The sequence below is a fragment of the Amycolatopsis sp. NPDC049868 genome, from assembly GCF_044461365.1.
In the GTDB taxonomy this organism is placed as follows: Bacteria; Actinomycetota; Actinomycetes; order Mycobacteriales; family Pseudonocardiaceae; genus Amycolatopsis.
In genome coordinates this window covers 713,434-728,115 of sequence record NZ_JBITKV010000001.1, presented here as the reverse complement: position 1 = coordinate 728,115, position 14,682 = coordinate 713,434, and the positions used below count along the sequence as shown (strand labels likewise).

The 14,682-nt window shown below is 69.1% G+C and carries 12 protein-coding genes; 8 read left to right on the top strand and 4 right to left on the bottom strand.

Going from position 1 to position 14,682, the window contains the following annotated elements; genetic code table 11:
* Positions 1 to 65 precede the first annotated feature (65 nt).
* Positions 66 to 698 carry a dTMP kinase gene (locus ACIBTM_RS03600; RefSeq protein WP_395875781.1) on the top strand — a complete coding sequence of 211 codons (633 nt, stop codon included), beginning with the start codon at positions 66 to 68 and terminating at the stop codon, positions 696 to 698.
* Here ACIBTM_RS03600 and ACIBTM_RS03595 read toward each other — a convergent pair.
* From ACIBTM_RS03595 to ACIBTM_RS03580, 4 genes are all read right to left on the bottom strand, one after another.
* Positions 695 to 1,798, bottom strand: coding sequence for an aromatic ring-hydroxylating dioxygenase subunit alpha (locus tag ACIBTM_RS03595; RefSeq protein ID WP_395875000.1), 1,104 nt, complete (start codon positions 1,796 to 1,798; stop codon positions 695 to 697). The two genes, ACIBTM_RS03600 and ACIBTM_RS03595, sit on opposite strands and share 4 nt — an antisense overlap.
* The gene (gene solA, locus ACIBTM_RS03590) at positions 1,795 to 2,940 is read right to left on the bottom strand and encodes an N-methyl-L-tryptophan oxidase (protein WP_395874999.1); all 1,146 of its coding nucleotides are present in this window, start codon (positions 2,938 to 2,940) and stop codon (positions 1,795 to 1,797) included. Before solA ends, ACIBTM_RS03595 begins: the two co-directional genes overlap by 4 nt.
* On the bottom strand, positions 2,937 to 5,375 hold the full coding sequence (locus ACIBTM_RS03585) for an FAD-dependent oxidoreductase (protein WP_395874998.1): 2,439 nt from the start codon (positions 5,373 to 5,375) through the stop codon (positions 2,937 to 2,939). The genes solA and ACIBTM_RS03585 overlap by 4 nt, the downstream gene beginning before the upstream one ends.
* 265 nt (positions 5,376 to 5,640) lie before the next feature.
* Positions 5,641 to 6,426: an IclR family transcriptional regulator gene (locus tag ACIBTM_RS03580; protein ID WP_395874997.1), complete on the bottom strand. Its 786-nt coding sequence runs from the start codon at positions 6,424 to 6,426 to the stop codon at positions 5,641 to 5,643.
* A 153-nt stretch (positions 6,427 to 6,579) separates the two neighbouring features.
* Here ACIBTM_RS03580 and ACIBTM_RS03575 point away from each other — a divergent pair, with 153 nt between their 5' ends.
* The 7 genes from ACIBTM_RS03575 (at position 6,580) to hpf (ending at position 14,566) form a co-directional block, all read left to right on the top strand.
* Positions 6,580 to 6,897, top strand: coding sequence for a bifunctional 3-phenylpropionate/cinnamic acid dioxygenase ferredoxin subunit (locus tag ACIBTM_RS03575; RefSeq protein WP_395875780.1), 318 nt, complete (start codon positions 6,580 to 6,582; stop codon positions 6,895 to 6,897).
* Positions 6,894 to 8,030: an NAD(P)/FAD-dependent oxidoreductase gene (locus ACIBTM_RS03570; protein WP_395874996.1), complete on the top strand. Its 1,137-nt coding sequence runs from the start codon at positions 6,894 to 6,896 to the stop codon at positions 8,028 to 8,030. The genes ACIBTM_RS03575 and ACIBTM_RS03570 overlap by 4 nt, the downstream gene beginning before the upstream one ends.
* 111 nt (positions 8,031 to 8,141) lie before the next feature.
* Complete coding sequence (gene mtrA, locus ACIBTM_RS03565; protein WP_005150760.1) at positions 8,142 to 8,819, top strand: MtrAB system response regulator MtrA; 678 nt, start codon at positions 8,142 to 8,144, stop codon at positions 8,817 to 8,819.
* A gap of 7 nt (positions 8,820 to 8,826) precedes the next feature.
* Positions 8,827 to 10,542 carry an MtrAB system histidine kinase MtrB gene (mtrB, locus tag ACIBTM_RS03560; protein WP_395874995.1) on the top strand — a complete coding sequence of 572 codons (1,716 nt, stop codon included), beginning with the start codon at positions 8,827 to 8,829 and terminating at the stop codon, positions 10,540 to 10,542.
* Positions 10,539 to 12,266, top strand: a complete 1,728-nt coding sequence (locus tag ACIBTM_RS03555) for an LpqB family beta-propeller domain-containing protein (protein WP_395874994.1) — start codon at positions 10,539 to 10,541, stop codon at positions 12,264 to 12,266. The genes mtrB and ACIBTM_RS03555 overlap by 4 nt, the downstream gene beginning before the upstream one ends.
* Before the next feature lie 419 nt (positions 12,267 to 12,685).
* Positions 12,686 to 13,324, top strand: coding sequence for a ComF family protein (locus ACIBTM_RS03550; protein ID WP_395874993.1), 639 nt, complete (start codon positions 12,686 to 12,688; stop codon positions 13,322 to 13,324).
* 552 nt (positions 13,325 to 13,876) lie between these two features.
* On the top strand, positions 13,877 to 14,566 hold the full coding sequence (hpf, locus tag ACIBTM_RS03545) for a ribosome hibernation-promoting factor, HPF/YfiA family (protein WP_007028981.1): 690 nt from the start codon (positions 13,877 to 13,879) through the stop codon (positions 14,564 to 14,566).
* Positions 14,567 to 14,682: the final 116 nt, after the last annotated feature.

The window sequence follows — 14,682 nt, the reverse complement described above, 5'->3', positions numbered from 1 at the left end:
GTGAGCTGACCCGTCTGGCCCGCCGGTCGACCATCGCCCCGTAATCTGGGCGGGTGGGACGACTCGTGGTGATCGAAGGTCTGGACGGCGCGGGCAAGCGCACGCTCGCCGACGCGCTGACCGGTGCGCTGAACGCGGCCGGGGCGAGTGTCACGTCCATCGCGTTTCCGCGCTACGGCGAAAGCGTGCACGCCGACCTCGTGAAGGAAGCGCTGCACCGCGGGCACGGCGACCTCGCCGATTCCGTCTACGGCATGGCGATGCTCTACGCGCTCGACCGCCGGGGCGCGGCCGGCGAGATCCGCGCGCGTCTCGGTGCTCACGACGTCGTGCTGCTCGACCGGTACGTCGCGTCGAACGCCGCGTACGGCGCCGCCCGGCTGCACCAGGGCGCGGACGGCGAGTTCGTGCGCTGGCTCAAGGAACTGGAGATCGACCGGTTCGGCCTGCCGGTGCCCGTCGCGCATCTGCTGCTCCGGGTGACCGCCGACGTCGCCGCCGACCGCGCGCAGCGCCGCGCGGAGAGCGACGCCGGCCGCGCGCGGGATTCCTTCGAGACCGACGACGCGCTCCAGAAGCGGTGCTCGGTGGTCTACGACGAGCTCGCCGCGACGGGCTGGCTCGCGCCCTGGCACGTTCTCGACGGCGTCGCCGGTGTCGACACCCCGGCTCTCGCGACCGCCCTCCTCCGCACTTAGTCCTCTAAATGCGTGAGTAACCAGGTGTGGAACTCGCCGATGTGGTGTTCCGACGGCATCAGCACGCCGCCGCCGCGGTAGGCGCGGGACGCCATCGCGGGCTGGCAGCGTTCGCAGGCGTCGAAGTCCTGCTCGTTCACGCGGTGGAACAACTCCACCGACCGTGACACGTCCCGCCCCGACGCCACGACCTCCTCCGAATAGAGCCAGTCGCATTCGACGACCGTCCGGTCCGGCGCGAGCGGGTACATCCGGTGGAAGATCACGTGGTCCGGCACCAGGTTCACGAACACCTGCGGCCGGATGGTGATCGCGTAGTACCGCCTGTCCTGGTCGGCCGCGACGCCGTCGAGCCGGTCGAAGCCCGAACGGCCGTCGATGGTGAACCCCTCCACGTCCTCGCCGAATTCGGCGCCGTGCCCGACGTAGTACTGCGCCGCGTACCCGTCGGCGAACTCCGGCAGCACCTCGGTCAGCTCGGGATGGATGGTCGCGCAGTGGTAGCACTCCATGAAGTTCTCGACGATCAGTTTCCAGTTCGCCTTGACGTCGTAGGTGATCCGGCGCCCGACCGACAGCTTGTCGAGGCGGTACCGCTCGATCGACTCCAGATCGCCCAGCCGTTCGCGGACCGCGCCTTCGACGTCGGCCTCGAACGACGGCGGTTCCGCGGCGAGGCAGACCCACGCGTAGCCCAGCCACTCCCGCAGGTGCACGGTGTGCAGCCCGTACTCGGCCCGGTCGATGTCGGGGAGGTTCGCCAGATTCGGCGCCGCGATCAGCCTGCCGTCGAGCCCGTACGTCCACGCGTGGTACGGACACTGGAACGCGCGTTTCACCGTGCCGGCCTCTTCCGTGCACAGCCGGGCGCCGCGATGGCGGCAGACGTTGAGGAACGCCCGCAGCCCGCCGTCCCGGCCCCGGCTGACGAGCACGCTCTCCCGTCCTACCTGGACGGTCCGGAAGTCACCGGCCGACGGCAGATCCGCCGAGCGGACCGCGCAGAACCATTTGCGTTCGAAGATCTTTTCCTGCTCGGCCGCGAAGATCACGGGATCGGTGTAGTAGCCGCCACCCAGCGTCGGGATGAGACTCGTCATCTCGGCACTCCGGCGAACCGGGCGGGGTCGAACAGGCCGATCGGCTGCGCGGTGGTGCCGTCCACGACCAGATCGGCGAGTATTTCGCCGACCACCGGGACGAATTTGAAGCCGTGCCCGGAGAACCCGCAGGCGACCACCACGCGTTCGTGCGCGGGATGGCGGGAGATGACGAAGTGTTCGTCGGGTGTGTTCGTGTACATGCAGGTCGCTCCGCGCAGGAACGTGCCGGGCAGCGCCGGCATCTTCCGTCCGACGAAGGCCGAGATCTCGCCGACCTCTTCGGCGTGCACCGTCCGGTCGATCGTTTCGGGCGTGCAGGTCTCGCCGCCGCGGAAGAACGCGACCTTCACGCTTCCGGCGTCGTCGTGTGAGGGGAAGCCGTAGAACTGGCGGCCGCCCTCGCCTTCCCAGACATAGATCGGATGCCGATCGGCGCGGAACGGAGCCACCCCGCCCGACGGTGCGAACCAGTACTGGACCTGGCGTTCGATGGTGAAATCGATCCCGAGTTCGGTGAGCAGCCCCGGTGCCCAGGCGCCGGGACAGACCACCAGCTGTTCCGCCGTGTAGAAGCTCTGCGAGGTGCCCACCCGGACCCCGGTGTTCGTCTCCCGCCACGAAAGGACCTGCTCCTCGTGGTGCAGGTCCGCCCCGGCCCGCGCGGCGAGCTGGAGATGCGCCGCCACACTGCCTTCCGGCACCACGAAGCCGGCGTTCTCCTCGTACAGCGCGATCTCGTGGTCCGCCGGGTTCATCGTGGGGAATCGGCGCCGGATCTCCGCCGCGTCCAGCAGTTCGTGCGGCAGATCCCAGGTCCGCGCGCTGGCCAGGCTGCCCGACACCGTCCGCGAATCGGGACCGCCGAGCATGATCCCGCCGCAGCGGGTGAAGATCTTCCGGCCGGAGTCGCGTTCGACGCCCTCCCACAGTTCGTGCGCCCGCAGCAGGAGCGGGACGTACGCGGGGTCCTCGAAGTACGCCTGCCGGGTGATCCGTGAGCCGCCGTGGCTGGACCCGAGGTTGTGCACGGGCGCGAACCGATCGATGCCCAGCACGCGGCGTCCTCGCCGGGCGAGCCGGTACGCCGCGGCACTGCCCATCCCGCCGAGGCCGATGACGATGACGTCGTAATGACTCATGCGGCGCTCCTGATCCGGGTCATGGCGGGGTCGAACAACGGCTCGCGCGCGACGACGGCGGGGATCCGCTCGCCGAAGTACTCGATCTCCAGCGGCCTGCCCGGCCGGGTGAACTCGACCGGAAGCCAGGCGTAGGCGATGTTCTTGCCGACGGTGTAGCCGTACGCGGCGCTCGTGACGTACCCGGCGGGACGGCCGTCGGCGTACACCGGTTCCTTGCCGAGTACGACGGAGTACGGATCGTCGACGGTGAGACAGGTCAGCTTCCTGGTCACCGTTTCCTCCGAGCGGCCGGCCAGCGCGTCCCGGCCGATGAAGTAGCCCTTGTCCATCCGCACGGCGAAACCGAGACCGGCCTCGTACGGATCGTGCTCGGTGGTGACGTCGGTGCCCCACAGCCGGTACCCCTTTTCCAGCCGCATACTGGAGAACGCGTCCCGTCCGGCGGCGATGACCCCGTGCGCCTGCCCGGCTTCCCAGATCGTGTCCCACAGTTCGCGGCCGAGGTCGGCGCTCGTGTACAGCTCCCAGCCGAGTTCGCCCACATAGGACAGTCGCATCGCGGTCACCGGCACGTGGCCGACGTACGCCTGCCTGGTCTTGAAGTAGCCCATCGCCCGGTGGGAGAAGTCCGTTGTGGACAGTGGTTGCAGGACGGCTCGCGCGAGCGGGCCCCAGAGCCCGATGCAGCAGGTGCCCGGGGTGGTCTCGTGGATCTGCGCGGCGCCGTCGCCGGGGAGATGCCGCCGGAGCCAGTCGATGTCGATGGAGCTGTTGACGCCGACCTGGAACCGTTCGGCACCGAGCCGGGCGACGGTCAGGTCGCTGCGCACGCCGCCGTCCTCGTCGAGCAGCAGGGTGTAGGTGACCGAGCCGGGTTTCTTGCCGAGCTGGTTCGTGGTCATCGTCTGCAGGAACGGCAACGCGCCGGGACCGGTGACCTCCACCCGTTTCAGCGAGGTCATGTCGAACATCGCGACCCGCTGCCGCGCGACCAGGGCTTCGGCGCCGCCGATCGGCGACCAGTACCGCGCGGCCCATTCGTTGCGCGCGGGGACACGGTCGACCTCGGGCAGGTTCGCGTTCGCCTCGTACCAGTGCGGACGCTCCCAGCCGCTCGCTTCGAGGAAGAACGCGCCGAGCCCGGCCTGCCGATCGTAGAAGGGACTCGTCCGCAGCGGCCGTGGTTCTTCCATGGGCTGCAAGGGATGGACGACGTCGTAGACCTCGACGAAGCTCTGGCAGCTCCGTTTCATGACGTAGTCCGGCGCCAGTTGCACCCGCTCGAACCGGGCGAGATCGCAGCCGTGCAGATCCGCGTCGGCCCTGCCGTCGACCAGCCATTGCGCCATGGCCCGCGCGACCCCGGCCGAATGCGTGATCCAGACGGCTTCGGCGACCCAGAACCCGTCGAGGCCGGGGTGTTCGCCCAGTAGTGGCATGCCGTCCGGGGTGAAGGAGAACAGGCCGTTGATGCCCTCCTCGACCTTGGTCTCGCCCAGCGACGGCAGCAGGTCGACGGCGGCGGTCCACGACGCTTCGAAGTCCGCGGGGGTGAACGTGAGCTCCGAGGGCATTCCCTCGCCGGTGCCGATCTCCTTGGCGGGCAACGGCATCGGCCGGTGACCGTACGCGCCGATGCCGATCCGGTCGACGTGTTCGCGGAAGTAGAGGTCGGCGTCCTGATGCCGCAGGATCGGTCTCGTGGCCTCCTCGGTCACGCCGGCGAGTGACGGCAGGGGGCTGGTGCGCGCGTACTGATGCGCCATCGGGACCAGCGGGATCGTGAGGTCCACCAGTTCGCCGAGCACCGGCCCCCACATCCCGGCGCACGAGACCACGATGTCCGCGCGGAAGCTCCCGGTCTCGGTGGTGACGCCGGTGACCCGGCCCCCCGACTGTTCGATGCCGGTGACCTTCTGGCGGGCGATGAACCTCGCGCCGCGTCCGATCGCGCGGCGGGCCTGTGCCTCGGCCGCGCGGAGGGGATGGGCGAGGCCGTCGGAGGGGATGTGGAATCCGCCGAGCACCTTGGCCGGGTCGAGCAACGGATGCAGCGCGGCGCATTCGCCGGGATCGATCAGCCTGCTTTCGACGCCCGACGCGGTGGCCCAGCCGTGCCGCCGCTCCAGGTCGGCGAGCCGTTCCGGCGTCGTGGCCACCTCCAGCCCGCCGACCGGCCGGAAACAAGGGTTCCCGTCGAGGTCGAGCGCGCCGTATTTGGCGACGGTGTACCGGGCGAACCCGGTCATCGTGCGGCAGGCGTTGGTCTGGAAGACCAGGCCGGGCGCATGCGAGGTCGACCCGCCGGTGGCGAACAGGTCGCCCTGCTCCAGAACGGTGACGTCGGTCCAGCCGCGTTCGGTGAGTTCGTCGGCGAGCGCGCAGCCGACGATGCCGGCGCCGATCACGACGACGCGGGGTACGGGGGGCATGGTGAGGGGTACCTCCTGCCTGCCCGGAAGTCCACAAAGGACAAGCGGGCATCGGGGTGACAGGCGCTGTTGCGGATGAGGCACGTTGTTCCGTCTTCAGCAACAAAGTGCGGCACGGGCGGGCGCGCTGTCAAGAGCCCGAAAAGGTCGGCTGGTTCAACCCCGGCTGTCGACCCCCGCGCGCCAGGAACGGTCCTTTCCTTGCGAAATTTGCAAGGAAAGGACCGTTCCTAGCACGCCCGACGGCGTGAGAGGGCAGGTCGCGTCACTCCGCGAAGTACCCCAGCTGAGCCGAAAGATCCGCCGACGCCTCGGTCAGCGGCCGGACGATCTGCCGCACCCGCTGCTTCGAAAGCCGGTACGAGGGACCCGAAGCGCTCATCGCCGCGACGACGTCGCCGCCGGGACCGTGGACCGGCACCGCGACCGCGTGCATCCCCAGCTCCAGCTCCTCGAAACAGGCCGCGTACCCGTCCTCGGCGATCCGCTCCAGCTCCACGGTCAGTTCGTCCGGATCGACCGTGGTCCGCGGTGTGAACTGTTCGAGCTTTCGCCGGAGCAAACGTTTGCGCTCGACGTCGCCCATGTACGCGAGCAGCACTTTCCCGCTGGACGTCGCGTGCAGGGGGGTGCGCTGCCCGGTCCAGTTCTGCGTGGTGATCGCGGCCGAGCCGCGGGCCTGGCTGACGTTGATCGCGACGCCGTCGTCGGCGATCGCGATGTTGACCGTCTCGCCGAGTGTCTCCGCCAGGCTCTGGCAGGTCTGCCTGCCCAGTTTCGCCAGGTCCATCCGGCCGGTGGCGGCGCCGGCGAGCCGGACGACGCCGAAGCCGATCGCGTATTTGCCGCGTTCGCCGAGCTGCTCGACCAGGCCGCGGTTCTCCAGGACACTCAGCAGGCGGGAGGCCGTCGACTTGTGCACACCGAGCTCGCCCGCGATCTCGGTGATGCCCGTTTCCCCGTTGCGTGCCAGCAGTTCCAGCACGCTGATCGCGCGGTCGACCGATTGCACCTGGCTGGATGTTGCGTTCCCCGCGTCCTGGTTCCGCATGACGCAACAGTAGCCGTTTCGCCCGCATCCGCTCGGCTGAGTGGGCGAATCCCTTGACGGATCGGCCCCTCGGGGGTGATTGTTGCGCAGAGCACGTCCCGTCTCGTAATGCGCAACATCAACAAACCGTCGGTCCTTTCCCCGGAGGCCCCGATGATCCGTGCCTGCTCCGTCTCCGAACTGCCCGAAGGCGAAGCCGTCCGTTTGGCGGGTCCCGTGCCCGTCTCGGTCTTCCATTCCGAGGGCGCGTATTACGCGCTCGACGACACCTGCAGCCACCAGGACGCGTCGCTCGCCGACGGCTGGATCGAAGGCTGTTACGTCGAATGCCCGCTGCACGCCGCGCGGTTCGATCTGCGGACCGGCGCGCCGGACTGCCTGCCTGCCAAGGACGCCGTCCGCACGTACCCGGTCGTGGTCGCCGACGGGGTGATCTACGTGGACACCGAGGTGCGGCAGGACGTCGCTTGAGAAGCGTCGCCGTCGTCGGTACCTCTTTGGCCGGACTCCGCGCGGCACAGGAATTGCGCGCGCAGGGCTTCGGCGGACGGCTGGTGATGATCGGCGCCGAACCGCCGTACGACCGGCCGCCCTTGTCGAAGGATTTCTTGCTGGGCAAGGTTTCCGCCGCCGACGTCGCGCTCGCCGGACAGGACGATCTCGACGCGCTCGCCGCCGAATGGCACCTCGGCGTCCGCGCCGAAAAGCTCGGCCGTGAAGGCGTGACGCTCGGCGACGGCACCACGATCGCCGCCGACGGCTACGTCATCGCGACCGGAGCGGTGGCCAGAACCCTTGACGCGGCAAGGGATCTTGCCGGCGTGCACACCTTGCGGACGCTCGAAGACGCGGTCGCGCTGAAACAGGCTCTCGCGGCGGGGCCTGCTTCGGTCGTCGTCATCGGCGCGGGATTCATCGGCGCGGAGGTCGCGTCCGCGTGCCGTCTGCTCGGCCATGAAGTGAGCGTGGTCGAGGCGATGCCCGTGCCGCTCGCCCCCGTCCTCGGCGCGCGAATGGGCGCGGTGTGCGGGGAACTGCACGCGGAGAACGACGTCCGGCTGATCACGGGTGCCGCCGTCGCCGGGTTCGCCGGAACCGGGCGGGTCACCGGTGTGCGGCTCGCCGACGGCCGTGAGCTCCGCGCCGATCTCGTCGTCGCCGGGGTGGGGGCGCGGCCCGCCACCGAATGGCTGACCGGCTCCGGGCTCGCCGTCGACGACGGGGTGCTGGTCGATTCCGGCTGTGTCACAGCGAATCCCCGAGTGATCGCGGTGGGTGACGTCGCCCGATACCGCTGCCCGCTGCGCGGCGTACGGGTCCGCGCCGAGCACTGGACGGCGGCCGGGGAACAGCCGGGTGTCGCGGTCGCGAACCTGCTCGCCGGCTCGACCGTCACGCATTTCGCACGACACGGTTACTTTTGGTCCGATCAGTACGGACGGCGGCTCCAATTCGCCGGAGTGGCCACGGAAGACGTGCGGATCGTCGAAGGTGACGTCGCCTCGAAGCGCTTCGTCGCGACCTATCACCGCGGCGATGTCCTCACCGGTGTCTTCGCGATCGACTCTCCGAGGCCGTTCACCAGGCTCCGCCGCGGTCTCTAGGGCCCGAAGACCCTACTCGGATGGAGCAATTTGCCCGATTCGATGATCTTTCTGGTGGTCACATCGCCGGGTCGCGCGTCCGCACGGGGAAACTAGTGCGAACATAGGTTTATGAAGGCACGTGTTCTGGTCGTCGACGACGACCCTGCTCTCGCGGAGATGCTCACCATCGTGCTGCGTGGGGAGGGGTTCGACACAGCCGTCGTGGCCGACGGCTCACGAGCGCTGCCCGCGCTTCGTGAGCTGAAACCGGACCTGGTCCTCCTCGACCTCATGCTGCCCGGCATGAACGGCATCGACGTCTGCAAGGCGATCCGGGCCGAATCCGGCGTGCCGATCGTGATGCTCACCGCCAAGAGCGACACGGTGGACATCGTCCTCGGGCTCGAGTCGGGTGCCGACGACTACGTGGTCAAGCCCTTCAAACCGAAGGAACTCGTGGCCCGCGTCCGCGCCCGGATGCGCCGCACCGAGGCCGAGCCCGCCGAGTCGCTGACGATCGGCGACCTCGCGATCGACGTCCCCGGCCACGAGGTGACACGGGAGGGCAAGGCCATCCCGCTGACCCCGCTCGAGTTCGACCTCCTGGTCGCGCTCGCCCGCAAGCCGCGTCAGGTGTTCACCCGCGAGGTGCTCCTTGAGCAGGTGTGGGGCTATCGCCACGCCGCCGACACCCGGCTGGTGAACGTGCACGTCCAGCGGCTGCGGTCGAAGGTGGAGAAGGACCCGGAACACCCCGAGGTGGTGTTGACCGTTCGCGGTGTCGGGTACAAGGCCGGCCCGCCGTGATCACCCCATGAGCGGACGCTTGCGAAGGCTTGCCCAGACCACGATGCGCCAGTTCCGGCGCATCGTGGTTTTCGTGCGCCGCAAGATCGTCGCGTTCAACGAACTGTGGCGGTATTCGCTGCAGTTCCGGGTCACCGTGTCCACGCTGGCGCTGTCGTCGGCGGTGGTGTTCGTGCTGGGCATGGTGCTGCAGAACCAGATCACCGATCGGCTGGTCGAGACCAAGCAGAACGCGGCGATCGCCCAGACCAGGGCGGTCGTCGAGACCGCGGCCGCCGAGCTGGTCGGCGTCGGCACCGAGAGCCCGGAAGCGCTCACCGCGCGGTTGAACAACGCGCTGAAGAAGATCTCCAGTACGACGACGTCGCAGGACGGCGCGGGATCGACCGCGGGCACCTTCGAACCGGTACTGGCCGCGGGCGGGCGCGACCAGTCCAGCAAACCGGTGGCAGCCGGTCCCTACGACCGGGTGCCGGTGCGGCTGCGCCAGTTCGTGGAGACCGAGCAGCTCAGCTATCTGACCCACACGGTCACCGACGCCGACGGCGGCAAGACGACGTATCTGATCATCGGCGCGCCGGTGAGCACGATGATCAACCCGCTCCAGCTCTACCTGCTGTACCCGCTCACCAGTGAGCAGAACACCATCTCGACGGTGCAGAACACGCTGCTCGTCGGCGGGCTCGTCCTGCTGCTCCTGCTGGCCGGGATCACGAACCTGGTCACCAGGCAGGTGGTCCGGCCGGTCCGGCAGGCCGCCGCGGCGGCCGAACAGTTCGCGGGCGGGGAGCTCGACCAGCGGCTCGCCGTGCTCGGCGAGGACGATCTGGCCAAACTCGCCGTGTCCTACAACGAGATGGCCGCGAGCATCCAGCGGCAGATCCGCCAGCTGGAGGAGTTCGGCGGATTGCAGCGCCGGTTCACCTCCGACGTCTCGCACGAACTGCGCACCCCGCTGACCACCGTCCGGATGGCGGCCGACGTGCTGCACGCGTCGCGCGAGCAGTTCCCGGCCGGGCTCGCCCGCTCCACCGAACTGCTGGTCGACGAACTCGACCGGTTCGAGGCACTGCTCGGAGACCTGCTGGAGATCAGCAGGCTCGACGCCGGCGTCGAGGAGCTCTCGGCCGAGCTGATCGACGTCCGGCCGATCGCGACCAGGGCCGTCGAGCAGGTCCGGGTGATCGCGGGCAACGCGGGCAGCTCGGTCGAACTGGTCCTGCCGGACGAGGAGGCACCCGCCGAGGTCGACGCGCGCCGCGTCGAGCGGATCCTGCGCAACCTGCTGGCGAACGCGGTGGACCACAGCGAAGGGAACCCGGTGGTGCTGACGCTGGCGGTCAACGAGACCGCGGTCGCCATCACCGTGCGGGATCGCGGTGTCGGGCTGCGGCCCGGCGAGGCGGAACTGGTGTTCAACCGGTTCTGGCGCGCCGACCCGTCCCGTAACCGGCGGACCGGCGGCACCGGCCTCGGCCTCGCGATCAGCCAGGAGGACGCCCGGTTGCACGGCGGCGTGCTCGACGCGTGGGGCGAGACCGGCCACGGTGCCTGCTTCCGGCTCGTGCTGCCGCGGCGGCAGGACACGCCGATGGGGGAGAGCCCGCTGGTCCTGCCCCCGCCCGATCACAAGGCGACCGACCCGCACGGCTCGTCCGGACTGCTCGAAGTCCGGCCCGCGCCCGACGCGATCCTCGCCGAGCCCGAGGAGGTCGGCCGGTGAAACGGCTGCTGTCCCTGCTCGCGGTGTTCCTGCTGGTCGCAGGCTGCGCGAACATCCCGCTCGAATCCCAGCCCGTCGTCGTCTCCGGGGACAAACCAGGGCAGGCGCCGGCGGACGTCCCGGAACCGGCGGCCGGGATCGACCCGCTGACCGTCACCCGCCAGTTCATCCGCAACTCCGCGGCACCGGGCACGGCCAGCGCCGCCGCGCGCGTCTACCTCGACGACGACGCCCGGCGAAACTGGAAGCCGTCGCCGGGGCTGACGATCATCGACGACACCTTCGGCACCGTTTACGACACTTCGTCGTCTTCGGGGAACCCGGACGAGCAGGTGGTGAACGTCCGCGGGTTCAAACTCGGCACCCTCAGCCCCGACAGCGCGTTCCTCCCGGTGAAGGCGGAGTACTCGCAGCAGTTCAAGCTGCGGAAGCAGCCGAACGGCCAGTGGCGGATCGTGGACCCGCCGCAGGACCTCGCCGTCACCGACGAGGATTTCGCGCTCAACTATTTCCGGGTACCGATCAGCTTCTACTCGCCCGACTCCGGCGCCTTCGTCCCCGATCTCCGGTATGTCGCGGCGAAACCGCAGGCCGGATTGCCCGGGCGGGTGATGGACCTGGTGCTGCAGGGCCCGTCGGAGGGGTTGAAGGGCGCGGTCAAGGATCTGCTCGGCGACCAGGTCACCATCGAAAGCAACGTGCGCAGCACGGACGACGGGACGCTGGACATCAACCTGACCGGCGTCGGCGGGGCCAGCCTCGCGGACCGGAACCTGATCGCCGCGCAGATCGTCCTGTCGCTGCAGACGGTGACGCTGAGCCGGGTCCGGCTGCTGGCCGACGGCACCGCGCTGGTGCCGGAACACGAATACTGGCGCTCCAGCGAACTGCCCAACTACAACGTGGACATCGCGCCCAACTCGGGGCTGCAGGGACTGATGACCGTGAACGGCCGCGTCCGGTCACTGGAGAACGGGCAGCCGGTCGGCGGGCCCGCGGGCAACGGCGGGTACAAGGTCGTCAGCGCCGCGCAGTCCGTCGACGGCAAACGGCTCGCGGTGGTCGAAGAACGCGACGGCAGGCAGTGGCTCCGGGTCGGCGACCTCGGGCACGACCTCGCCTCGGTGGACCTGTTCGGCGGCAGCCTGAGCCGGCCGACCTGGCGGCCGGTCGCCCGCGGCGGCGGGGTCTCCGGCGAGGTCTGGACGGTGGTCGACCACAACACCGTCGCCAGGGTCACCCTGGCCGCGGACGGCCGCTGGGTGAAGGCCGGCGTCGACGCCACCTTGCTCACCGGCCTCGGCCAGATCACCGAACTGCGCCTTTCGCGCGACGGGTCCCGGCTGGCCGCGGTGGTCAACGGGCAGCTGGTGGTCGCCTCGATCGTGCGGACGGCGGACTCGGTGGCGCTGCGGGCGCCGCGGAAACTGCAGGAACGCGACCTCAAGGACGTCGTCGACGTCGACTGGGCGACCCAGGACCATCTGATCGCCGCGACGTCGTCGAGTTCGCTGCCGGTGGTCAAGGTGCCGCTGGACGGGCAGCGGATGGACGCCTTCAACAGCTCGAACCTGACCCCGCCGGTGCACGGTGTCACCGCGGCGCCGAGCAGGCAGAACCTGGTCGCGGACGCGGGCGGGCTGTGGGTCGCCTCCGAACTGGGCGAGGTCTGGCGGCCGCAGGCGCACACCGTCACCGACGCGGATCCCTTCTACCCGGGCTGAGCTTTCGCTCGGGGTCCATGTCCTGAAGGGCACCTTTGAGACGTTCAGCGTCCTATAGGTGGCCTTCAGGACATCGCCAAGGGGAGCAAGGGACCTTTAGTAACGCTAGCTTTCCTAGCGGCGCTAGCGAAGCGGGGCGCGGCGGAAGGTAGTGAAGGCCTCCTTTACTACCTTGAGGGTAGGCAAGGAGGCCTTCACGGACCGAGACCCGCGCGCGAAGGGCGGCGAAGGCGCGAAGAGTCCCGCCGCGGCGAAGCCGCGAAGGGCCGAGAAGGGCCCCGAAGCGACCTTCTCCTCGATTGACTTTTTCAACGACGACCAGCCGACACCGGCCCCCTGACGGCGCAAAGTGTCCAAAGCGGACCTCTCACGACCCGACGGCGCCCGGAACTGTCGGAGCCCCGAACGACACTCGCCCCATGTCCAAGATCCTGGATCTCCTCATCCCCGCCCGCTGCGCGTCCTGCGGAGCACCGGGCGCGTCCTGTTGCGAGACCTGCCAGGCCGCCTGGGGTTCGCTCAGCGAGGTCATCCGCGGTCCGACGGCCGGTCTCGTGCCCGTCTACGCCTTGGCCCCCTACGCCGACGACGCCCGTCGCCTGATCCTCGCGTACAAGGAACGTGGCCGCCGCGACCTCGCCCCGTCGTTCGGGCGGGCCGTCGCCGAGGCGCTCCTCCAGCTGCCCGAGCCGGAGCCGGAGCCCTGCCTCGTCCCGGTCCCTTCGCGACGGTCCGCCTCCCGTGTCCGAGGCGGACCCCACGTCCGGCGCGTCGCCGAGGAATGCGTGAAAGCGCTGGCGGGCAAGGGAAAGCCGGCGACAGTGGCACCGGTCCTCAGGCTCGGGGCCGGCGTCCGCGACGCGGTGGGGCTCACCCGTGCCCAGCGGTCGGCGAACCTCGACGGTCGCATTCGCCTGGTCGCGGGAGCTTGCCGGGAGAGGGTCGTTCTTCTTGACGACGTGATCACAACCGGAGCGACCGCCGCCGCTTGTACGCGCTTTTTGGACATAAGCGGAATTCACGTTTCCGCGGTGGTAGCGCTGGCCGCCGCCGGGTGATCGGGACGTCACCTACAAGAGTGATGAATGATCGGGAACGGGAATGGGTACACAAGCGTTGACGGGATATGAGGGACCTTCTGGGGAACACTCCGACGGCCCGCCACTCCACCGGGGTGGCGGCGGATTCCCCCGGGGACGGCACCCTAGGCACCCTCCGCATTTTCCTGTCCGAAGGCTTGCGCCGTCCGCGTGAAAACAAATCACCGGGACGACGCCCGACAAGCCGGATTGTCCCGCTGGCCGCAGTGTCTTCGTCGCGTGCGGTGACGAGGTCTCACGTCCTGATATCCCCCGGCTCGGGGGCTGTTGCTCCGGGCGTGATGCAGCTAACGTGCAGCGCTATCAGCAATCCCGGCAGGCAGGGAGGTGACCAGCCCATGTCCCTGGCGCCGGAGCCGCGCTGAGTCCGCGCTCGGACATCCGACACGAGACGTCGTGACCGTATGCCGAGTTCCCTCACCGCCCGCGATCCGGGCTTCGTCCCCGCATTACCGGCGCCCTAGTGAACACATCTACAGCTCGCAGTCATTTCAGCGAGGGAGGTCGTGTATGGACATCGTCGTTAAGGGCCGCAACGTGGAGGTGCCCGACCACTATCGGGCACTCGTCAGCGAAAAGCTGGCCCGGCTAGAGCGCTACGACAAGAAGGTCATCCGTTACGACGTGGAGCTCTTCCACGAGCCCAATCGCAGGCAGTCGAAGAACTGCCAGCGCGTCGAAATCACCGGTAAGGGCCGAGGCCCCGCCGTACGCGCCGAAGCGTGTGCGGGCGACTTCTACGCAGCGCTGGATTCCGCACTGAACAAGCTCGAGAACCGGTTGCGGAAGACACACGACCGCCGGCGCGTGCACTACGGCCGCAGCCGCCCGGAATCCGTCGCCGAGGCGACTTCGATGGCGGCCGCCGGTGGAATGACCACCGACACCCGCCATCTGGCGGGTACCGCTGTACTCGAAGCGCCGGAGGCCGAACCCATGGCCAACGGTTTCGCTGTCGAGAGCGGTGACTTCGAAATGCCCCAGCAGCAGCGCTGGGATGACGGGGTGACCGAACACCAGCCCGGTCGCGTCGTCCGCGAGAAGAAACATGACGCGGAGCCCATGACGGTCGACCAGGCTCTTTACGAGATGGAACTGGTCGGTCACGACTTCTATCTGTTCAACGACTCCGACGCCGGGTGCCCGAGCGTCGTCTACCGGAGGCGAGGCTTCGACTACGGCGTCATCCGGCTGAGCTAGCCGGCCCCTACTGCCCTGACGGCGGCCCGCACGCGTCCCGTGCGGGCCGCCGTCATGTCCGGATCAGGCGGGGACGCACCCCATCCCGTCAGGTACCGACAGACGGTGCGTGCGCG

Coding starts and splice junctions, on each gene's coding strand:
- ACIBTM_RS03595 (WP_395875000.1), bottom strand. CDS start 1,798: ATGACGAGTCTCATCCCGACGCTGGGTGGCGGCTACTACACCGATCCC.
- solA (WP_395874999.1), bottom strand. CDS start 2,940: ATGAGTCATTACGACGTCATCGTCATCGGCCTCGGCGGGATGGGCAGT.
- ACIBTM_RS03585 (WP_395874998.1), bottom strand. CDS start 5,375: ATGCCCCCCGTACCCCGCGTCGTCGTGATCGGCGCCGGCATCGTCGGC.
- ACIBTM_RS03580 (WP_395874997.1), bottom strand. CDS start 6,426: ATGCGGAACCAGGACGCGGGGAACGCAACATCCAGCCAGGTGCAATCG.
- ACIBTM_RS03575 (WP_395875780.1), top strand. CDS start 6,580: ATGATCCGTGCCTGCTCCGTCTCCGAACTGCCCGAAGGCGAAGCCGTC.
- mtrA (WP_005150760.1), top strand. CDS start 8,142: ATGAAGGCACGTGTTCTGGTCGTCGACGACGACCCTGCTCTCGCGGAG.
- mtrB (WP_395874995.1), top strand. CDS start 8,827: ATGAGCGGACGCTTGCGAAGGCTTGCCCAGACCACGATGCGCCAGTTC.
- ACIBTM_RS03550 (WP_395874993.1), top strand. CDS start 12,686: ATGTCCAAGATCCTGGATCTCCTCATCCCCGCCCGCTGCGCGTCCTGC.
- hpf (WP_007028981.1), top strand. CDS start 13,877: ATGGACATCGTCGTTAAGGGCCGCAACGTGGAGGTGCCCGACCACTAT.